Source organism: Kribbella sp. NBC_00889 (assembly GCF_045207705.1).
Taxonomy (GTDB): domain Bacteria; phylum Actinomycetota; class Actinomycetes; order Propionibacteriales; family Kribbellaceae; genus Kribbella.
This window is the reverse complement of record NZ_CP108783.1, coordinates 3245492-3264385: the sequence shown is the minus strand read 5'-3', so window position 1 is coordinate 3264385 and position 18894 is coordinate 3245492. Positions and strand designations below refer to the sequence as shown.

Sequence of the window (18894 nt, the reverse complement as noted above, 5' to 3'; positions counted from 1 at the left end):
GCGTTCTGGAGCACCCCATGGGGTGGCAGGCTGAGAGCATGAGGACACTGCTCAACCTGATCTGGCTGGTGCTGGCCGGGTTCTGGCTGGCGATCGGCTACGCGATCGCCGGTGTGATCTGCTGCGTGCTGATCGTGACCATCCCGTTCGGCATCGCGTCGTTCCGGATCGCCGGGTTCACCCTGTGGCCGTTCGGCCGGACCATGGTCGACAAGCCGAGTGCCGGGGCGGGCGCCGTACTGGGCAACATCATCTGGGTCGTGTTCGCCGGCTGGTGGCTGGCGCTCGGACACCTGGTCACCGGGATCGCGCTCTGCGTGACGATCATCGGTATCCCGCTCGGCCTGGCCAACTTCAAGCTGATCCCGATCTCGCTGCTGCCGCTGGGCAAGGAGATCGTGCCGACCGACCAGCCGTTCGCCGTCCGTTGAGGGCGCTGACCGTCCTCGGCTCGTGCGGCGCCTGGCCGGAGGCCGGACGAGCGTGCGCCGGCTTCCTGCTCGAGTACGACGGGTTCAGTGTCGTGCTCGATCTCGGGTACGGAGCTCTGCCGCGACTGCTGGAGCATCGGCCCAAGGGTGAGGTCGACGCGGTCGTCGTCACGCACCAGCACCCCGATCACTGCGTCGACGTGAGCGGTCTCGCGCGCGTTCGCTTCTACGAGGCACCGGACGCACCGCCGGTCCCGCTGCACTGTCCGCCGGGGGTGGTCGACGTACTGCGGGCGCTCGAGCCGGACCCGGATCCGGCGACCGTCTTCGACGTACACGACCTCGCGGCGACCACACGGCTCGGTCCGTTCGCGGTCGAGACCGTGGAACTGCCGCACTACAAGACCAACTTCGGTGTCCGCCTGACTGCGCCCGGGGTGTCCGTCGCCTACACCGGGGACAGCGGTCCGTCACCCGACCTGCGGAAGCTGGCCGAGGGAACGGAGCTGTTGATCTCGGACGCGACCCATCAGGGGCCGTCACCGGACACGACGCCGCGCTATCTGATGACGGCGACCGAGGCTGGTCGGCATGCGCGCGGTGCGAAGCGCTTGCTGCTGACGCATTTCTGGCCCGGCTCCGACCGGTCGATCTCGGTCGCCGAGGCACGGCAGGAATTCGACGGCGAGGTGATCGCGGCCGTGGAAGGCCTCACGATCCCGCTGTAAGCCTCAGGCACTCTCGACGATCTTGCGGACGTTGGTGATGTGGCCGCAGCCGGACTCGATCAGGCGGGCGCGTTCTTCGGCGAAGGCGTCGCCGAGGTTGCGCCGGGTTTCCTCGGACACGTCGGTGCGGGCGGGGTTGAGAATGTCGCGTTCCTCCTCGTCCAGGTGGTGCGTGAGCGCCTCGGACAACTCATGCAGGTTCTCGCTGAACTTCTCGCTGCCGGTGTCGTCGACCTCCATCAGAGCGAGCAGCGCCGCGTTGCCTTCGTCGTGCTCGTGTTCGGAGTGCTCGACCTCGTCGGCGTCGATCGCATCCTTGCGCCGCAGCGTCGGGTAGACCTTCGACTCCTCCGCCTCCGCGTGCGCGATCAGCACCGTCGCCAGGTCAGCCAGTACGGCGGACCGATCGCTGCGCACGTCCCGCAGTTCACGCAGCGCCTCCTCGAACCACCGGTGGTCCGCCAGGATGATCTCGACCACATCGCCGCCGGTCGCCGGCAGGATCTTCGGCATCGGTTGCCCTCCACATCTAGAAGCGTCAGCCCGGCCGGTACCCAGGCCGGCACCGGTTAACCTGCACAGATGCCGTCTGCCCTGGTCCGACGCCCCAGCCCGCGCCTCGCCGAGGGCCTGGTCACTCACATCCGACGCAGTCCGGTCGACGCGGACCTCGCCGTACGCCAGTGGCAGCGGTACGTCGACGCCCTCGAGGCGCACGGCTGGACCACGATCGAGGTGCCGGCGAGCGACGAGTGCCCGGACGGTGTCTTCGTCGAGGACACGATGGTGGTGTACGGCGACCTCGCGGTGATCGCCCGATCAGGCGCGGACGAGCGACGACCCGAGGCACCCGAAGCCGAGCGCACCGTTGCGGCGCAGGGCTACCGCATCACCCACATCACCGAGCCCGGCACTCTCGACGGCGGCGACATCCTCAAGATCGGCTCGACCGTGTACGCCGGCCACGGCGGTCGCACGAACGACGAGGGCATCCAGCAACTCCGTGAGGCCTTCGCGCCTTTGGGAGCCGACGTCCGCGCCGTGCCGGTGCGGAAGGTGTTGCACCTCAAGTCCGCGGTCACCGCGCTACCGGACGGGACCGTAATCGGCTATGAGCCGCTCGTCGACGACCCCCAGGCGTTCGAGTCGTTCCGCCCGATGCCTGAGGAAGCCGGGTCGCACGTCGTACTGCTGGGGGAGGGGCGTCTGCTGATGGCTGCCTCGGCGCCGGAGTCCGCGAAGCTGCTCGAGCAGTTCGGCTACACGCCGGTCGTCGTCGACATCAGCGAGTTCGAGAAGCTCGAAGGCTGTGTCACGTGCCTGTCGGTGCGTCTTCGGCGGTGAGCAGCGGCCTCGCCGTTCCTCATTCATTCAACCCGTTCTGACCCGTTTCGGGGTTCGTCGTCTTCTTCCGCTGAGCCGGTAACAACTCTTGTCAAGGCCGGGTCGTCGACCGCGAAGGTCCGGACCGGACCCGGCGGTGTGTCCGCGGTCTCGAACCGCACGGTCACGCGTCCGCGGCCCGAGCCCCAGACCCAGCCGCGCCCATAGTCGGGATGAGCGACGTCCTGACCCGGGTAGAACCCGATCTGGTCGCGCGGGCGCTCCGGCAACTCGACCACCTCGACCGGGGCGTCGGCGTACTCGCTCTCGGTGAAGAGGTCGTCCTGGATCCAGTCCGCGAGCGAGGAAACGCCCACACCGAGCAGGCGGATCCCGCCGCCGATCTCGCTGTCGTCGAGCAGTCGTCGCGCGACTCGCGCGATCACCCGGGCGTCGTCGGTCGGCCCGGCCAGCGTGGACGATCGCGTGTGCGTGGTGAAGTCGTGCATCCGCGTCTTGACCGTGACTGTGCGGCCGGAGAGCTGCGCCTTCTGCAGCCGCTCGGAGACGCGGTGCGCCATCCGGTCGCCGATCGCGGCCAGCAGCGAGCGGTCGATGAGGTCGGTCTCGAAGGTGTCCTCGACGCTGACCGACTTGGTCTCCCGGTCGCTCACCACCGGACGGTCGTCGGCCGCGATCGCCAGCCGGTACAGGCTGCTGCCGTGCGCGGAGCCGACCTGACGGATCAACTCGTCCTCGTCGAGTTGCTGAAGGTCGGCGACGGTCCGCACGCCGGCCATACTGAGCCGCTGCGCGGTCGCCGGCCCGACACCAGGGATCACGGTGACCTGCATCGGCGCGAGGAACTCCGCCTCTGTCCCGGCCGGCACGACGACCACTCCGTCGGGCTTGTCCAGGTCACTGGCGATCTTCGCGATCAGCTTCGACGTACCGGCGCCGACCGATGCGGTCAGGCCGCCGCTCGCCTTCCGGATCGCGGCCTTGAGATCCAGGGCGATCGCCTGCACGTCCTCGACGGTGAGCCCGGTCAGCCCGGACGCGGACAGATCGATGAACGCCTCGTCGAGCGACAACGGCTCGACCAGCGGCGACAACGCCCGCATCTCGGCCATCACCGCCTGGCTGCTCCGCCTGTACACCTCGAAGCGTGGACCGAGGTACGCCGCGTGCGGACAGCGCGATCGTGCTTCCGCAGTCGACATCGCGGAGCGCACGCCGTACTTGCGGGCCTCGTACGACGCGGTCGAGACGACACCGCGGACGCCGACGCCACCGACCACGACCGGCTTGCCCCGCAACGACGGCTTGTCGCGCTGCTCGACCGCCGCGTAGAACGCGTCCAGGTCGACATGCAGCACCGACGGATCCCCTCGCACGGCACCAGTCTCCCTGGCATGACCGACAATTCTGGAATGACATTCCCCGCGCACTGGGACGACGGCACCGACCCGGCCAGCCCAGAACACCAGATCCACTGGTACGACCAACGCACGGCGATCATCCGCCAGTCGCTTCGGACCAGTTTCGAAGGACCGTTCATCTACCTGCTGCTCGGCACTGAACGGGCACTGCTGCTCGACACGGGTACCGGTGACGCCAAGCTGCGGCCGGTGGTGGAGAGCCTGCTGTCCGGTCAGGAGCTGATCGTCGCGCACACCCACAGCCACGGCGACCATGTCGGTGGCGACGCCGAGTTCGACCAGGTCGTCGGCAGGACGGCCGAGGATGTGGCGGCGTACTTCGGGATCGCCGACTGGCCGAACGAGGTGGTCCAGCTCGATCTCGGCGACCGGGTGCTCGACATCATCCCGATCCCGGGGCACCACGCGTCGCACATCGCCGTCTACGACCGGACGTCGAAGGTGCTGTTCAGCGGCGACTCGCTGTACCCGGGCCGGCTGTACGTCTTCGACTGGCCCGCGTTCCGGGCGAGTGTGGCCCGGCTGGCCGGGTTCGTTGCCGCGGGCAATCCGGTCGAGCAGATCCTGGGAGCGCACATCGAGCTGACCCACGAGCCCGGCCGCGACTTCGAGATGGGCGCCGACAAGCATCCGGATGAGCACGAGTTGCCGCTCGATCCCGGCGTACTGACGGAGCTGGCCCAGGTCCTCGACGAGGCCGGGCCGGAGCCGGTCCGCATCGTGCGCGATCACTTCATCGTCTATCCGGTCTGACTCCACCACGCGATTGCGTCTCACACAGGTGGGCACCCTTCAGGCACACTAAGGCCATGTCCGGTAATCCCCCGCCTACTGCGCGGCACTCGGCACGGCACCGCGCCGCACTGGCGCAAAGGCCACGATGCTCCGCATCGAGACCTTCGCTCCAGCACGCCGATGCACCGCACCGAGCACCTGCTCGCTACGGCGCGGGATCACCGGACACGGCCTGAGGCCAGTAGCCACCAGGGGAGGCGCAGATGGGCGAGGAAGTCGACCGGGTCGAATTCACCCGGGCGGATCGGACGGCGTTCCGCAACCAGGTCCATCGCAATCTCGACGCCTTCGCGCGGATGCTGCGCGAGGCCCGGTTCGCGCCGGACCGGCCGATGACGGGGATCGAGATCGAGTTGAACCTGGTCGACGAGAAGTGCGATCCGGCGTTCAAGAACTCCGAGGTGCTGAGCGCGATCGAGGACGACGCGTTCCAGACCGAGCTCGGCCAGTTCAACATCGAGATCAACGTTCCGCCCGGGCAGATCGACGGCATCGGCCTGGACACGATGGAGTCGAGCATCCGCGACAGCCTGAACGCGGCCGAGGAGAAGGCGGCCCGGACCGGCTCGTCGATGGTGGTGGTCGGGATCCTGCCGACGCTGCTGACCGAGCACATCCATCGCGAGGCGCTGAGCACGAACCCGCGCTACGCCTTGCTCAACGACCAGATCTTCGCCGCCCGCGGCGAGGACGTGCAGATCGGGATCGACGGCATCGAGCGGTTGCAGGTGACCGCGGACAGCATCGTGCCCGAGGCCGCGTGTACGTCGACGCAGTTTCATCTGCAGGTGACACCGGACGCGTTCCCGCGGTACTGGAACGCGGCCCAGGCGATCTCCGGCGTCCAGCTGGCCGTGGGTGCGAACTCGCCGTTCCTGTTCGGTAAGGAGCTATTGCGGGAAACGCGGATCGCATTGTTCGAGCAGGCCGCCGATACCCGCACCCACGAGTTGAAGACGCAGGGCGTCCGGCCGCGGGTGTGGTTCGGTGAGCGATGGATCACCTCGATCTTCGACCTGTTCGAGGAGAACTCCCGCTACTACCCGGCGCTTTTGCCGGTCACCTCCGACGAGGATCCGATCGCCGTTCTCGATCGCGGCGACACCCCAGCTCTTTCGGAGTTGCGGCTGCACAACGGGACGATCTATCGCTGGAACCGGCCGGTGTACGACGTTGTCCGGGAGAAGCCGCATCTGCGGGTGGAGAACCGCGTGCTGCCGGCCGGCCCGACCGTGGTCGACACGATCGCGAACGGGGCGTTCTACTTCGGCCTGGTCCGCGCACTGGCCGACGACGAACGGCCGATCTGGTCACAGATGTCGTTCAGCGCGGCGGAGGAGAACTTCCACGCAGCGGCGCGGCACGGCATCGACGCGGAGGTCTTCTGGCCGGGCGTCGGGACCGCGCGGGCGACCGAGCTTGTGCTCAGACGCCTGCTCCCGTTGGCTTCCCGCGGTCTGGACGCCTGGGGCGTCGACGCCGCGGTGCGTGATCGGCTGCTGGGAATCATCGAGCAGCGGTGCCTGACCAACCGCAACGGTGCGTCGTGGCAGGCCGACGAGTTTCACCGACTGTATACAAAGGGGTCGTACGGACGGCGCGACGCGCTGCGCGGAATGCTCCATCGCTACCGCGATCACATGCACGAGAACACGCCTGTGCACGAGTGGCCGGTGGACTGAACCGGTTAGTTGGTTTCCGACAACGTCGGACAGTGTGGGCGGAACTGAGGTCCCTCCGGCGGAACCGCTGCGACCTTGCCCAAGGCAACTGGGTGGACGAGTTCGATAACGACCCGGACTACAGGGGTGGCGCGTCGGGTGACACCCCTGCAAGGGTGTGGCCACCGGAAGGTTAGACAGTCTTCTCGCGGGTAGTACTCGGGCACCGGCGCGGCTGCCACATCGGCGGCCGGGGCGGTGGTGGAGTACTACCCGCGCGACGATCAGCCGTCCGTCACGGCCGCGACACAGCTGGTGTAAATCCAGCGGATGCCGACCACGGTCGGGAGCAGTATCGTTCGAGACGGGTCGACACGACACCCGGAGGTGAGGCAGGGCGATGACGACCATCGTCGTGGGTTACGTGCCGAAGGCTGAGGGCCGTGCGGCCCTGCGGCGAGCGGCCGAAGAGGCGACGCTTCGCGACGCCAAGCTGGTGGTGGTCAACTCACACCGGGGTGGGCGCAGTTTCGACAGCGATGAGGCCGCGGCGAGCGATGCCGCGTTGACGGAGGTACGTGAGCAACTCGACCCGACCGGTGTGCCTTACGAGGTGCGGCAACTGGTGCGTGGACTCGACCCGGCGGAGGACCTGGTGGCCGTCGCCGAGCAGGTGCATGCCGAGTTCATCGTGATCGGGCTTCGGCGCCGGTCCCCGGTCGGCAAGCTCATTCTCGGCAGCAATGCCCAGCGGGTGCTGCTCGACGCTCCGTGTCCGGTGCTGGCCGTAAAGGCCGACGAAGGGGAGGACTGAGGTGACTTCGACACGCAGCAAGAAGCTGTGCCTCGCACAGCAGCCCGACGCCGACGAGATGCTGAGCAGAGATCCTTTCGCCCTGCTGGTGGGCATGTTGCTGGACCAGCAGATTCCGATGGAGCGCGCGTTCGCGGGACCGGTCGCGATCGCCAAGCGGATGGACGGCCCCTTCGATCCGTCCACGGTGGCGCACTACGACCCGGACGCGTTCGTCGAGGTGGTGGCCGGTCCGCCGGCTGTGCATCGGTTCCCGACCGCGATGGCGGCCCGGATCCAGACGCTGGCCAAGCACCTGGACGAGGAGTACGGCGGTAACGCTTCGGGCCTCTGGTCCGATGTGAAGTCAGGGGACGACCTGCTGGCCAGGTTGTCGGCCCTGCCGGGCTTCGGCGCGCAGAAGGCGAAGATCTTCGTCGCGCTGCTCGGCAAGCAACTCAAGGTCCGGCCGCGGGGCTGGCGCGAGGCATCCGAGCCGTACGGCGAGGACGGCGCGTACAAGTCCGTCGCGGACGTGATCGACGTGGCGTCTTTGGTGAAGGTGAGACAGTTCAAGCAGGAGCAGCAGTTGGTCCGGCAACGCGTGGTGGCCCGTCCACTGCGGCAGACCCGGAACGGCTGAGAACGGACGACCGCAAACGCACTGTTCGACGGCGGTACCGACCAGGCCTCCACCGGAGCGGAGACATCCGCCCCGGCGGGGGCCTGAGCGCGCCGATCGGGGGGTCGTGGCGCGCCCGGGCTTGGTTCGCGGATTACAATGGAGTGTTGCCGCCGCCTGACCAGCGAGCAGCCGCACACAGTCATACCCAAGAAGACCCTGAGTACGTGGCACCACCAGCACCAACACAACGTCGTACCGCCGTACAAACCCTGCGTCAGACGAGAGGTAATTCGTGTCGTCCAGCTCGTCCGAGAATCTTCCCGCCGAGTCAGCCCGGGCCGTGGCCGCCACCGCCCGCAGCACGGCTCCGAGGACCAGCGCCCGAGTGACCGAGCCTGCAGCCAAGAAGGCGGCAGTGAAGAAGGCCGCGGCCAAGTCTGCCGCCGGCACCAAGGAGGACGGTATCCCCGCGAAGAAGGCCGCCGCGAAGAAAGCGCCGGCGAAGAAGGCCGTCTCCGAAGCTGGTCTGGCGATCGACCCCAAGACCGGCAAGCCGCGCTCGCTGGACGATGTCGATGAGGCCGACTTCAGCCCGGACGCGGTGAAGCCGCTGGAGAAGGAGCTGACCGAGGACGAGGGCTTCGTCGTCTCCGAGGCCGACGAGACCGACGAGCCCGAGCAGCAGGTGATGGTGGCCGGGGCCACCGCCGACCCGGTCAAGGACTACCTGAAGCAGATCGGCAAGGTCCCGCTGCTGAACGCCGAGCAGGAGGTCGAGCTCGCCAAGCGGATCGAGGCCGGCCTGTTCGCCGAGGAGCAGCTCGGCGATGAGGCCGCCAAGCTGAAGGAGAAGGTCCGCGACGAGTACGACTGGATCTCCGAGGACGGCCGCCGGGCCAAGAACCACCTGCTCGAGGCCAACCTGCGCCTGGTGGTGTCGTTGGCCAAGCGCTACACCGGCCGCGGCATGCTGTTCCTGGACCTGATCCAGGAGGGCAACCTCGGTCTGATCCGCGCGGTCGAGAAGTTCGACTACACCAAGGGCTACAAGTTCTCCACCTACGCCACCTGGTGGATCCGGCAGGCGATCACTCGCGCGATGGCCGACCAGGCGCGGACGATCCGTATCCCGGTGCACATGGTCGAGGTGATCAACAAGCTGGCCCGGGTGCAGCGGCAGATGCTCCAGGACCTCGGTCGCGAACCCACTCCGGAAGAGCTCGCCAAGGAGCTCGACATGACCCCGGAGAAGGTCATCGAGGTGCAGAAGTACGGCCGTGAGCCGATCTCGCTGCACACGCCACTGGGTGAGGACGGCGACTCCGAGTTCGGCGACCTGATCGAGGACTCCGAGGCGATCGTGCCGGCCGAGGCCGTCTCGTTCACCTTGCTCCAGGAGCAACTGCACGCGGTGCTGGACACCCTGTCCGAGCGCGAGGCCGGTGTGGTCTCGATGCGCTTCGGCCTGACCGACGGCCAGCCGAAGACGCTGGACGAGATCGGCAAGGTGTACGGCGTCACCCGCGAGCGGATCCGGCAGATCGAGTCCAAGACGATGTCGAAGCTGCGCCACCCGTCTCGCTCGCAGGTCCTGCGGGACTACCTGGACTGATGACGATGGGTCAGGCACTCGCCGGCGTACTCGCGCTGGTGATGCCTGTCCTCGACACGGCAACTCTGGCCGCCGCCGTCTTCACGGCGGCGGCCTTGCTGTTCACTCTGCTCCTGGTGGCGCGCTCGTCGGCGCGGGGCCCGGTCGCCTCGCCGCTGCCGGCGCGCGTCAGCGCCACCCGGGCCAACGCCCGGCGTACTGCTTATCTGTCTCTCCGCGATCCCGACGCGGCGGGCAGGCCACGTCCACGAGCACCGGGACGGTAGCGCTCTTCCTCGCTACCCGTTCCTTCTCACTCGTGGAGTTGTGCTGTGCCTTCCTTCCTGGAGGCACCGGTCGCCGGTGCCTATCACTTGCTCACGTCCCTCGTCACCGCTATCGAACCGCTCGCCGGCAGCTCTGCCGCTGTGATCGCGATCGTCGTCTGCACCCTCGTCGTACGGCTGTGTCTGGTTCCACTCAGCGTGCGGGCGCATCGCGGGTTGCGTGCTCGCGCCGAACTGATGCCTCAGCTGAAGAAGCTCAGCGATCGTCACCGCGGTGATCCCGAGCGTCTCCAACGCGAGCTCGCCAAGCTGCAAGCAGAGTCCGGTACGTCGGTCTTCGCCGGTCTGCTGCCGACGCTCGCGCAGCTGCCCTTCTTCTGGCTGATGTACACGCTGTTCTCCCGGGCGATGGTGGCGGGGGAGTCGAACCAACTGATCAGCGGCAGCCTCCTCGGCGCACCGCTCGGCCTGCACTGGCCGGTCCTCACCGGTACGCCGGCCTTCCTCGTGCTCGCCGTACTGCTGGGAGTCGTCGCCTGGTTCTCGGCCCGCTTGCAGCTTCGCCAACTCGACGAGACCGCGACGCCCCTGTCCCGCCGGCTCGCCCGGATCCTGCCCTTCGGCACGCTGCTGAGTGCCGCCTTCCTCCCGCTCGCCGCAGGGCTCTACCTGCTCACCACGACGACCTGGACCGTCGTCGAACGCACGATCCTGCAGCGCTGACGGTTGCCTTGAGCAACAGTTGGTTGCCACCTGCCGACTGATTCTGATACCGTCTTTAATAAAGCCGGTTGCATAATAAGTTGGGGTCGATGGACACTGTACGAGGAGCCGCTCAGGCGGAGCGATCGGCCAATCAGGTCGCCTGTCTGCGCGCGCTGGCCGACGCCGACGACGCGCAAACCGTCGGCGTCATCAGCGCGGAGACCGGACTGTCGCGACCCACGGTGCACGCCGTGCTCGACGATCTCGTCGAGGCTGGTCTGGTTGTGCCCACCGATGCGTCGATCGTGGGGCCGGGGCGGCCTGCGCGTGCGTTCCGGTTCGCCCGGGAGGCGGGACTCGTTGCCGGAGTGGACCTGGGCCCGCGCGGGGTGCGAGCCATCATCTGCGACCTGTCCGGCCGCCGACTGGGCTACACCGAGCTGAAGCGGGACCGGCCCGCTGAGATCTCGTCGATTCGGAGCGCGATTCACGCCGCGGCGGCCGAGAGCTCGCTCGATCTCGGACGCCTTCGTGCGGTCGGACTCGCTCTCCCCGGTGTGGTCGAGGCGAACGGTCACCTGCGCGCCAGTCTCGCACTCCCTGAACTGGTCGGCCTGCCGATCGCGGAGACCGTATCGCAGGACCTCGGCCGTCCGGTTGCCATCGACAACGACATCAAGCTGGCCGCACTCGCCGAGCAGCGCGGTGGCGCGGGACGCGGGTACTCCGATGTCGTCTATCTCCAGATCGGCCATCGGCTGTCCGTGTCGATCGTCCTGAACGGCGTCATTCGGCAAGGGCGCCACCGCCTGGCCGGCGAGCTCGGAGCGCAGCGAGGCATGCGCTGGACGCGCAACGCGGACCGAGGACAGCTGATCTGGACGTCACATCCGACCGGTGAGGCCGTGCTGAGCGCGGCGGCTGCCGGCGACGCGGACGCCCAGGCGGAGATCGACGACTTCTGTGCGCAGATCGCCGGACGCATCGCCACGGTGTTGCTGGTCGTCGATCCCGAGATCGTAGTCGTGCGGGGTGGACCCGCGCATGACAGTGCCGTGCTGCTTCGTTCGCTCGAGGCCGCGGTCGAGAGGGAGTTGCTCTTCCCCGAGCGCCCACCGTTCGTCGCCTCGGCCCTCGGCCGCGAGGCCGTGGTGCTCGGGGCGGTCGGCACAGCGTTCGACCAGTTCAGTACACGCATCTACGGCGTTCACGACTACCCGAGTCCGTGGCGCCGGATCACTCACGACCTGGAGAGGACCAGCAAGTGAAGCTAGGAGTCAGCTCGTACTGCTTTCGCAGCCTCATGGCCAGCGGCGAGATGGACCTGATCGCAGTCCTGGATTGGGTCGCGTCGTCACCCGCGGGGCATCTGGAGATCGCCGCCATGGACGGCGAGTACTATCTGGAGAACGACGGTGTGGTCCGTGATGCGGCCGCGCACGCCGGCGACATCGGCGTACCGATCGTGAACTATCTGGTCAGCGGCGACCTGCGGACAGCGGAGGACAAGGAGATCGACCGCCTCCGCCGGCAGCTGGATGTCGCGCACCGGTTCGGAGCTCGCATCTTCCGTCACGACGTCGCCCCGTGGTCGTGGCGCGAGCAGGACCCGGGGGAGTTCGAGTCGACGTTCGAGAAGGTCGTCGAAGGCTGCCGTGCGGTCGCCGACCACGCCGCCGAGCTGGGCATCGTGTCGACGATCGAGAACCACGGCTTCTTCATGAACGGGAGCGACCGGCTGGCCCGGCTGGTGCACGCCGTGGATCGCCCGAACTTCCGGGTCACGCTGGACCTCGGCAACGGACTCTGCGTCGGCGAGGTGCCCGGCAAGACCGCCGCCGGACTGATCGACATCGCGGCCATCGTGGGCGTGAAGGACTTCCACATCCGCCGATCGGCGGGGGATGGCTGGCTGAAGACGCTGGCCGGCGACTACCTGCTCGGCACGATCGCGGGGCACGGAGATCTGGACCTGGCGGGCCTGCTCGCGCTGGTCGGGACCAGGCCCGAACTCCATGTGAGCCTCGAGTTCGAGGGCCTGGAGTCGACTCCGAGCGCCATCGAGCGCTCGCTCAACAACATCCTCGGACTGGCTGGAGCTGCCTGACATGACGACTCGCATTGCTGTGATCGGGGTGGGCTCCATCGCCACCCAGCACCTGATCTCGTACCAGAAGAATCCGCAGGCCGAGCTGGTCGCCGTGTGCGACATCGACCGGACCCGCGCCAAGGCACAGGCCGACAAGTTCGGCGTACCGAAGGCGACGGATGTCGTCGACGAGATCCTGTCCGATCCCGAGGTCGACGCGGTGAGCATCTGCGTGCCGAACTTCCTGCACGCCAAGTTCGCCGAGGCGGCGCTGCGGGCCGGCAAGGACGTGCTGGTCGAGAAGCCGATGTCCGTGAACGTCGCCGAGGCCGAGGCGCTGGTCCAGGCGACCAAGGAGACCGGGCAGGCCCTGCAGATCGGCTACGTACGCCGGTTCGCTCCGAACGCCCTGGTCACCAAGCGGTTCCTGGACGAGGGCGAGTTCGGCGACATCTACGCCGCGCGGGCGACGATCATTCGTGCCGCCGGCAACCCCGGTGGCTGGTTCGGTGACGTGACGGTCTCGGGCGGTGGCCCGCTGATCGACCTGGGTGTCCACATCATCGACCTGTGCTGGTACTTGATGGGGATGCCCGCTCCGGTGTCGGTTTCGGGTGCGACCTTCTCGGCGCTGGGTGCCCGGGACAACATCAAGCATCTGACCCGGTACCGGGCCGCGTCGGAGACCCGGGTGAACAACGTCGAGGACTACGCGACCGCGCAGGTCCGGTTCGAGAACGGGGCGGTTCTCGACGTGGACACGTCGTACTCGCTGCACGCGCGGAACTCGACGAGTGTGAAGATCCACGGCGACAAGGGCGGCGCGGAGATCGAGCCCGAGCTGCTGATGATCACCGAGCGGCACGACACCCTGTTGCACATCCAGCCGCAGATCGATTCGCTCGGGTTCGACTTCACGGTCGGGTTCGCCAACCAGATCGACCACTTCCTGCAGATCTGCCGCCGGGAGATTCCGGCCGACGCCACGGCGGAGCAGGGTCTCGAGATGGCCCGCATCCTGACCGCGATCTACGAGTCCGCGCGGAACGGGTCCGAGGTAGCCATCACCCGCTGAGCGGGACCGGCTTCAGCTACGACCCAACCGGGCCTCGACACCGTCGAGGATCCGGTTGAGGCCGTAGCTGAAGCCGTCTTCGGCGCCGGCCTGGAGGTCGGCACCGCCGTAGGCGGCGTACAGGGCGCGCATCCGCGAGTACGGCTCGGCCGCTCGCACCGCCGCCGGCCAGACTGCCGCCTGCCATTCGGCCATCGCCGCGGTGCAGTTTGCTGATCGTCGCCGCCTCGACCGAGGCGATCCCGATGACGTAGCCGAGCACGGTCTTGGAGGCCTGGTCCGCCTCGAGCAGTCCGAATCCGGCGGTCATGTAGATGCCGAGCATCTCGTCCGAGACGCGCATCAGGTTCGGACCCAGGTAGTTCATCCCGACATCGGCCAGGGTCGGCGCGACCCAGATTGGCGCAGCCGGCTGCGACCGCCGCGCTGATGGGTGCGGTGCCGCACGAGCACGCCGGTGTCGGCTCGGCGCTGAACGACACCGTTCAGCAGGCAGGGGCGGCGCTCGGGATCGCGATCCTGGGCAGCGCGCTGGCCCACAACTTCACCGCGAAGATGCCGGAGTCCACGCCGGCCAAGGCGCGTGGCTCGATCGGTGAGGCGCTGGCCGTCGCCGCGAGCACAGGGGACAACGCCCTTGCTCGAGTCGCCAAGACGACGTTCGCCCATGCGATGTCCGGGACCTTCGTCGTCAGCGCGATCGCCGTTCTCGGGTCGGCGGTGCTCGCCTTCGTCCTCCTCGCGACAAGAAGGCCGACGCCGCCGAGGAGACCCCGGCGGTTGTGCGCTGATCCTGCAGCTCTGCTTTAACTGAGCAGGGCCGCAGTGATGGAGTCGGCGTTGTCGTCCAGCCACACCTGACGGTGCTTGATCGAGTCGCCGACGCCTTCGCTCCACATCCGCTGCCAGCCGCCCCCCAGCGTCTCCGCGCGGTACTTCATGTTGTGCCAGCCCCGCTCGTTGAGTGCGGACGAGAGATCCATCAGGCGATGGCGGTCCGGCACCGACAGCCCGTACGCGTCGGCGATCAGACGGCACCGGCGCGGCCGGTCCAGGCCACGCTGGGCCGGGTCGAGATCGGCGTCGTCGCCGAACGGTGCCCACCACAACATGAGGTTGACCAGCTCACGGGCCCGGCTGACCGGGCGGGCGAAGTCGAAGTCGATCAGTGCGTACGCGCGGCCGTCGCGGAACACGACGTTGTCCGGAGTGATGTCCTGATGGCCGACCAGCTCCAGCGGATCATCCAGCTCGGGCAGGCCGGGCGGCTCGATCGGCGCCGGCAGGTCGGTAGGGATCCCGAATCCCTCGACCGCGTCGTGGTACGCGCGGACCAGTCGAGCGACCGAGGTCATGCGCTCCTCGTCGGCCATCCAGCCGGGCTGCGGCCGGCCGGCGACCTCACCGTCGATGTAGCTGAGCACCTCGCGGCCGGCGGAGTCGATCCCAAGGAAGCGCGGCGCGCCGTCGAACCCGACCGACTCCAGGTGCCGCAGCAGGTCCCGGATCATTTCGGGCCGCTCACCGGGCGGACGCCGTACGGTGTCGCCGACGCGGACGAGCCCCTCGGTCACGTCACCACCGGTCAGTGGGATCTCTTCGCCGTCTTCCGTCCACGTCTGCATGGCGCCCCCGTTCGTAGTCCCATGTGAAGGCTCTACGCGGAGCCAGCCGGACACGCTACCCGATCGTCGGCCTGGCGTTCACCGGACTTTCGCTGAGGCCGGTCACCTGGATGTCATCAGAAGACCCGAACCTTGGTGTTCATGAGCACCCTGAACCTGGTCAACCAGCTCGGCTTCCGTGTCCTCGACGAGGAGGACGACGACCCCGTGCTGTTGCGCGCGGACGGTACGCCGGTCGACACCTGGCGCGAGGGTTACCCGTACGCCGAACGGCTCGCGCGGGAGGTCTACGACCGGGACAAGCGGCTGCTGCAGATCGAGCTGCTCAAGCTGCAGTACTGGGTGAAGCGGTCGCATCAGAAGCTGGTGATCGTGTTCGAGGGACGCGACGCGGCCGGCAAGGGCGGCACGATCAAGCGGTTCATGGAGCACCTGAACCCGCGCGGCGCACGGATCGTGGCCCTGGAGAAGCCGACCGAGCGCGAGAAGACCCAGTGGTACTTCCAGCGGTACGTCGAGCACCTCCCGTCGGCCGGCGAGGCGAGATGGTGCTGTTCGACCGGTCCTGGTACAACCGCGCCTGCGTCGAGCGAGTGATGGGGTTCTGCGCGCAGGACGAGTACGAGGAGTTCATGCGGCAGGCGCCGGAGTTCGAGCGGATGCTGGTCCGCTCGGGCATCCTGCTGGTGAAGCTGTGGTTCTCGGTGTCGCAGGCCGAACAGCAAACCCGGTTCACGATCCGCCAGATCGACCCGGTCCGGCAGTGGAAGCTCTCGCCGACCGACCTCGCGTCGCTGGACAAGTGGGGCGCCTACACCGAGGCCAAGGAAGCGATGTTCCACTACACCGACACCAACCACGCGCCCTGGACCGTGGTGAAGCGCAACGACAAGAAGCGCGCCCGGCTCGAGGCCGCGGCACGTGCTGAGCCTGAACGACTACGCCGACAAGGACGTCGAACTCGTCGGCCGCCCGGACCCGAAGATCCTCGGACCAGCCGCCGAGGTCCTCGAACACGGCGAATCCGCCACCCGCGCCTTCCCCGTCCTCTGACCCGTCTGATGGGCTGACCCATCAGACGGTGGGTTGGCCAGGCGCTCACGGCTCGCCAACCCACCCGCCGGTGGGTCAGCCAGGCAAACGGAGACGCCGGGGCTGGAACCGGGGACGGCGGGGCTGGATCGGGGACGGCGGGGCTGGATCGGGGACGGCGGGCTGGATCGGGGACGGCGGGCTGGATCGGGGACGCCCGGGTGGGCGCCCCGGCGTGGGCGGGCCTGGGGACCGCGGACAGGATCTGGGGACCGCGGACAGGATCTGGGGACCGCGGACAGGATCTGGGGACGGCGGACAGGGGACAGGATCTGGGGACCGGGGACAGGATCTGGGGACTGCGGACATGAAATAGCCTGTCCTCGGTCACCACAAGATGTCCGCGGACCCCGCCCCGACCGCGCCGCCCCGACCGCGCCGCCCCGACCGCGGGTGGGGTTAGGGGTTGAGGGGCAGGTGGACGGTGAAGGTGGCGCCGTGGGGGGTGGTGTCGGTGACGGTGACTCGGCCGTGGTGGGCGGCGACCAACGCAGCCACGATGGACAGGCCGAGGCCGGAGCCGCCGGTCGAGCGGGTCCGGGCGGAGTCGGCGCGGTAGAAGCGTTCGAAGACGCGCGCCTTCTGGTCGTCGGTCAGCCCGGGACCTGAGTCGCTCACCTCGAGTACGGCCTCACCGTCGCGCGTCCCGACCGAGACCAGGATCGGGGCGTCCGTCGGCGTGTGGTGGAGCGCGTTGCTGATCAGGTTGCCGAGCACCTGACGGAGCCGGGTCTCGTCGCCTTCGACCACGGGCGCTTCCGATTCCGGCAGGATCTTCAGCGAGATGTTCCGCTCGGGCTGCACCGCCTGCGCGTTGTGCAGCGCGTCGGCGGCGATCGGCAGCAGATCGACCGGCTCCATCCGCAGCGGTCGCTGCTGGTCGAGGCGTGCCAGCAGCAGCAGGTCGTCGACGAGCAGGCCCATCCGCTTTGCCTCGTCCTCGATCCGGCGCATCGTGTCGGCGTCGCCGCTGTCCCCGCGCTGGCGGGTCAGTTCGGCAAAGCCCCGGATGGACGTCAACGGCGTACGCAGCTCGTGCGACGCGTCCGCGACGAACCGCCGCATCCGCTCCTCCGACTGCCTCGCCGCCTCCTCCGATCTCCGGGCCACGTCCTCGGATCGGCGAGCGGCGAACTCCGACGCAGTGCGTTGCGCGAAGGCTGTCTCGATCTGTCCGAGCATCTGGTTCAGCGCGAGTGACAGCCGCCCGACCTCGGTCCGTGGATCCCGTTGCGGTACGCGCCGGCTCAGATCACCGCCGGCGATCGCGACAGCGGTGTTCTCGACGTCCTCCAGTCCGCGAAGACTTCGCCGTACGACGAAAGTCCCGACGCCGGCCAGCAGCACGAGCAGGATGACGCCGGCCGCGGCCTGGACCCCGACCAGCCGTTGCAACGTGCGGCTCATGTCGTGCAGGCTCTGGGCGACCATCACCGAACCGCTGCCGTCGGACAGCGGTACGGCGAGCACGCGCCAGGATGCACCACCCGACACCGCGTCGACGTTGAACGGGTGCCCGTCGAGCGCCCGGACCTGGTTGAGGTTGAGCGTGGGCAGGTCTGGCAGTGGCGCCTCGCCCTCGACCAACTGGGCGCGGAACGGTCCACCGCTGGCCTGGCCTTCGGAGTCGTTGAACTGCACCACGAACACACTCGGCAGTGGTCGTCGCCGGCCGTCGCCGGGCCCCATCGGCCGGTCCAACGGGTTGCGCTGCAGGGGCATCGAGGCCTGCTGCAGTTGCTCGTCGACCCGGTCGACCAGGTACCCGCGCATGATCGTGGTCGCCAATACTCCGGAGGCGACAAGTGCGAGCGCCACCAACGTCAGCAGGACGACGACGATGGTGACGCGGAGCGGGTACCGGTCGGTGAAGCGCCGGTCGTTCAGCTGCATCAGTTGGGGCCTCGTGGGGTGCGCAGGACATAGCCGACCCCGCGGACGGTGTGGAGCAGCTTCTGGTCGCCGGTGTCGACCTTACGGCGCAGGTACGACATGTACGACTCGACCACGCCCGCGTCGCCGGCGAAGTCGTAGTTCCAGACCGCGGACAGGATCTGGCCCTTCGACATCACCCGTTCGGCGTTCTCCAGCAGGCAGCGCAGGAGCTTGAACTCGGTCAGCGACAGCTGGACCGCCTCACCGGCTTTGAAGACCTCGTAGCTGTCCTCGTTCAGCTCGAGATCTGCATACTTCAGTACGGCGGCATCCGGCGTGGCCTGCTCGCGGTGGCCGGATCGGCGCAGCAGCGCCCGGACCCGGGCGACGAGCTCGTCCAGGCTGAACGGCTTGGTCACGTAGTCGTCGCCGCCGGTGTGCAGGCCGAGCACCTTGTCCTCGACCGCGTCGCGCGCGGTGAGGAAGAGCACCGGCACATGCCGGTCCTCACCGCGCAGTCGGCGGACCACCTCGAAGCCGTCCAGTCCAGGCATCATGACGTCGAGGACGACGAGGTCGGGCTCCACCTCGCGCGCCTTGCGCAGCGCCTCGGCGCCATGGGTTGCCGTGGTCACGTCGTACCCGGCGAAACGCAGGCTCGCGGACAGCAGCTCGACGATGTTCGGCTCGTCGTCGACCACCAGCAGATGCGGACTCATGTCCCCAGTCTGCCGCCGGCACCCGTGGGAACCCTGGA

The 18894-nt window shown here is 68.2% G+C and carries 22 protein-coding genes; 16 read left to right on the top strand and 6 right to left on the bottom strand.

All coding sequences use genetic code 11. The annotated features are described in order from the left end of the window. The first annotated feature begins 38 nt into the window (after positions 1-38). Positions 39-431 carry a YccF domain-containing protein gene (locus OG817_RS15795; RefSeq protein ID WP_406055379.1) on the top strand — a complete coding sequence of 131 codons (393 nt, stop codon included), beginning with the start codon at positions 39-41 and terminating at the stop codon, positions 429-431. Next, positions 428-1159 carry an MBL fold metallo-hydrolase gene (locus OG817_RS15790; RefSeq protein ID WP_406055377.1) on the top strand — a complete coding sequence of 244 codons (732 nt, stop codon included), beginning with the start codon at positions 428-430 and terminating at the stop codon, positions 1157-1159. The genes OG817_RS15795 and OG817_RS15790 overlap by 4 nt, the downstream gene beginning before the upstream one ends. A 3-nt stretch (positions 1160-1162) precedes the next feature. Here OG817_RS15790 and OG817_RS15785 read toward each other — a convergent pair whose 3' ends face one another. Further along, entirely contained in the window at positions 1163-1672 is a 510-nt protein-coding gene (locus OG817_RS15785) for a hemerythrin domain-containing protein (protein WP_406055375.1), read from the bottom strand. Between the two features lie 69 nt (positions 1673-1741). Here OG817_RS15785 and ddaH point away from each other — a divergent pair, with 69 nt between their 5' ends. Then, positions 1742-2503, top strand: coding sequence for a dimethylargininase (gene ddaH / locus OG817_RS15780; RefSeq protein WP_406055373.1), 762 nt, complete (start codon positions 1742-1744; stop codon positions 2501-2503). A gap of 23 nt (positions 2504-2526) precedes the next feature. Here ddaH and OG817_RS15775 read toward each other — a convergent pair whose 3' ends face one another. After that, positions 2527-3879 carry a DNA polymerase IV gene (locus OG817_RS15775; protein ID WP_406055371.1) on the bottom strand — a complete coding sequence of 451 codons (1353 nt, stop codon included), beginning with the start codon at positions 3877-3879 and terminating at the stop codon, positions 2527-2529. Positions 3880-3897: 18 nt separating this feature from the next. Between OG817_RS15775 and OG817_RS15770 the strand changes: the two genes are divergently transcribed. The 10 genes from OG817_RS15770 to OG817_RS15725 all read left to right on the top strand — a co-directional run bounded on the left by OG817_RS15770 (position 3898) and on the right by OG817_RS15725 (position 13545). Next, a complete protein-coding gene (locus tag OG817_RS15770) occupies positions 3898-4677 on the top strand; it encodes an MBL fold metallo-hydrolase (RefSeq protein WP_406055369.1) in 780 nt (259 codons plus the stop codon). A 245-nt stretch (positions 4678-4922) separates the two neighbouring features. Beyond that, positions 4923-6401, top strand: a complete 1479-nt coding sequence (locus OG817_RS15765) for a glutamate--cysteine ligase (RefSeq protein WP_396390352.1) — start codon at positions 4923-4925, stop codon at positions 6399-6401. A 379-nt stretch (positions 6402-6780) separates the two neighbouring features. Beyond that, on the top strand, positions 6781-7194 hold the full coding sequence (locus tag OG817_RS15760) for a universal stress protein (protein ID WP_131515653.1): 414 nt from the start codon (positions 6781-6783) through the stop codon (positions 7192-7194). A gap of 1 nt (position 7195) precedes the next feature. Beyond that, positions 7196-7816, top strand: coding sequence for an HhH-GPD-type base excision DNA repair protein (locus OG817_RS15755; protein ID WP_360445922.1), 621 nt, complete (start codon positions 7196-7198; stop codon positions 7814-7816). A gap of 274 nt (positions 7817-8090) precedes the next feature. Next, positions 8091-9410, top strand: a complete 1320-nt coding sequence (locus OG817_RS15750) for an RNA polymerase sigma factor (protein ID WP_393389367.1) — start codon at positions 8091-8093, stop codon at positions 9408-9410. Continuing rightward, positions 9410-9676, top strand: a complete 267-nt coding sequence (locus OG817_RS15745) for a DUF6412 domain-containing protein (RefSeq protein WP_396390353.1) — start codon at positions 9410-9412, stop codon at positions 9674-9676. The genes OG817_RS15750 and OG817_RS15745 overlap by 1 nt, the downstream gene beginning before the upstream one ends. 45 nt (positions 9677-9721) lie before the next feature. After that, the gene (locus tag OG817_RS15740) at positions 9722-10399 is read left to right on the top strand and encodes a YidC/Oxa1 family membrane protein insertase (RefSeq protein WP_406055365.1); all 678 of its coding nucleotides are present in this window, start codon (positions 9722-9724) and stop codon (positions 10397-10399) included. A gap of 89 nt (positions 10400-10488) precedes the next feature. Further along, positions 10489-11649: an ROK family protein gene (locus OG817_RS15735; RefSeq protein ID WP_396390356.1), complete on the top strand. Its 1161-nt coding sequence runs from the start codon at positions 10489-10491 to the stop codon at positions 11647-11649. Then, positions 11646-12488, top strand: coding sequence for a sugar phosphate isomerase/epimerase family protein (locus tag OG817_RS15730; protein ID WP_406055362.1), 843 nt, complete (start codon positions 11646-11648; stop codon positions 12486-12488). Before OG817_RS15735 ends, OG817_RS15730 begins: the two co-directional genes overlap by 4 nt. 1 nt (position 12489) lies before the next feature. After that, complete coding sequence (locus OG817_RS15725) at positions 12490-13545, top strand: Gfo/Idh/MocA family protein (protein WP_406055360.1); 1056 nt, start codon at positions 12490-12492, stop codon at positions 13543-13545. Positions 13546-13557: 12 nt separating this feature from the next. Here OG817_RS15725 and OG817_RS15720 read toward each other — a convergent pair whose 3' ends face one another. After that, entirely contained in the window at positions 13558-13740 is a 183-nt protein-coding gene (locus OG817_RS15720) for a hypothetical protein (RefSeq protein ID WP_406055358.1), read from the bottom strand. A 204-nt stretch (positions 13741-13944) separates the two neighbouring features. On the opposite strand from OG817_RS15720, the gene OG817_RS15715 reads away from it, so the two are divergent. Further along, positions 13945-14355, top strand: a complete 411-nt coding sequence (locus OG817_RS15715; RefSeq protein ID WP_406055356.1) for a hypothetical protein — start codon at positions 13945-13947, stop codon at positions 14353-14355. On the opposite strand, the gene OG817_RS15710 is transcribed toward OG817_RS15715, so the two are convergent. Beyond that, positions 14352-15170, bottom strand: coding sequence for a phosphotransferase (locus tag OG817_RS15710; RefSeq protein WP_406055354.1), 819 nt, complete (start codon positions 15168-15170; stop codon positions 14352-14354). The genes OG817_RS15715 and OG817_RS15710 overlap by 4 nt on opposite strands. Before the next feature lie 141 nt (positions 15171-15311). On the opposite strand from OG817_RS15710, the gene OG817_RS15705 reads away from it, so the two are divergent. Together OG817_RS15705 and OG817_RS15700 are read left to right on the top strand one after the other, a co-directional pair. Continuing rightward, complete coding sequence (locus OG817_RS15705) at positions 15312-15767, top strand: hypothetical protein (RefSeq protein ID WP_406055352.1); 456 nt, start codon at positions 15312-15314, stop codon at positions 15765-15767. Then, positions 15716-16240, top strand: a complete 525-nt coding sequence (locus tag OG817_RS15700) for a hypothetical protein (protein ID WP_406055350.1) — start codon at positions 15716-15718, stop codon at positions 16238-16240. The genes OG817_RS15705 and OG817_RS15700 overlap by 52 nt, the downstream gene beginning before the upstream one ends. A 421-nt stretch (positions 16241-16661) precedes the next feature. On the opposite strand, the gene OG817_RS15695 is transcribed toward OG817_RS15700, so the two are convergent. Both OG817_RS15695 and OG817_RS15690 read right to left on the bottom strand, forming a co-directional pair. Further along, positions 16662-18155 carry a sensor histidine kinase gene (locus tag OG817_RS15695; protein ID WP_406055348.1) on the bottom strand — a complete coding sequence of 498 codons (1494 nt, stop codon included), beginning with the start codon at positions 18153-18155 and terminating at the stop codon, positions 16662-16664. Then, the gene (locus tag OG817_RS15690; protein WP_360448976.1) at positions 18155-18856 is read right to left on the bottom strand and encodes a response regulator transcription factor; all 702 of its coding nucleotides are present in this window, start codon (positions 18854-18856) and stop codon (positions 18155-18157) included. The genes OG817_RS15695 and OG817_RS15690 overlap by 1 nt, the downstream gene beginning before the upstream one ends. Positions 18857-18894 lie beyond the last annotated feature (38 nt).

Bases quoted from the DNA above. Each gene is read 5' to 3' on its own strand.
- OG817_RS15785 (WP_406055375.1), bottom strand. From the start codon at position 1,672: ATGCCGAAGATCCTGCCGGCGACCGGCGGCGATGTGGTCGAGATCATC.
- OG817_RS15725 (WP_406055360.1), top strand. From the start codon at position 12,490: ATGACGACTCGCATTGCTGTGATCGGGGTGGGCTCCATCGCCACCCAG.
- OG817_RS15770 (WP_406055369.1), top strand. From the start codon at position 3,898: ATGACCGACAATTCTGGAATGACATTCCCCGCGCACTGGGACGACGGC.
- OG817_RS15735 (WP_396390356.1), top strand. From the start codon at position 10,489: ATGGACACTGTACGAGGAGCCGCTCAGGCGGAGCGATCGGCCAATCAG.
- OG817_RS15695 (WP_406055348.1), bottom strand. From the start codon at position 18,155: ATGCAGCTGAACGACCGGCGCTTCACCGACCGGTACCCGCTCCGCGTC.
- ddaH (WP_406055373.1), top strand. From the start codon at position 1,742: ATGCCGTCTGCCCTGGTCCGACGCCCCAGCCCGCGCCTCGCCGAGGGC.
- OG817_RS15760 (WP_131515653.1), top strand. From the start codon at position 6,781: ATGACGACCATCGTCGTGGGTTACGTGCCGAAGGCTGAGGGCCGTGCG.
- OG817_RS15705 (WP_406055352.1), top strand. From the start codon at position 15,312: ATGAGCACCCTGAACCTGGTCAACCAGCTCGGCTTCCGTGTCCTCGAC.
- OG817_RS15745 (WP_396390353.1), top strand. From the start codon at position 9,410: ATGACGATGGGTCAGGCACTCGCCGGCGTACTCGCGCTGGTGATGCCT.
- OG817_RS15765 (WP_396390352.1), top strand. From the start codon at position 4,923: ATGGGCGAGGAAGTCGACCGGGTCGAATTCACCCGGGCGGATCGGACG.
- OG817_RS15795 (WP_406055379.1), top strand. From the start codon at position 39: ATGAGGACACTGCTCAACCTGATCTGGCTGGTGCTGGCCGGGTTCTGG.
- OG817_RS15690 (WP_360448976.1), bottom strand. From the start codon at position 18,856: ATGAGTCCGCATCTGCTGGTGGTCGACGACGAGCCGAACATCGTCGAG.
- OG817_RS15720 (WP_406055358.1), bottom strand. From the start codon at position 13,740: ATGGCCGAATGGCAGGCGGCAGTCTGGCCGGCGGCGGTGCGAGCGGCC.
- OG817_RS15700 (WP_406055350.1), top strand. From the start codon at position 15,716: ATGGTGCTGTTCGACCGGTCCTGGTACAACCGCGCCTGCGTCGAGCGA.
- OG817_RS15710 (WP_406055354.1), bottom strand. From the start codon at position 15,170: ATGCAGACGTGGACGGAAGACGGCGAAGAGATCCCACTGACCGGTGGT.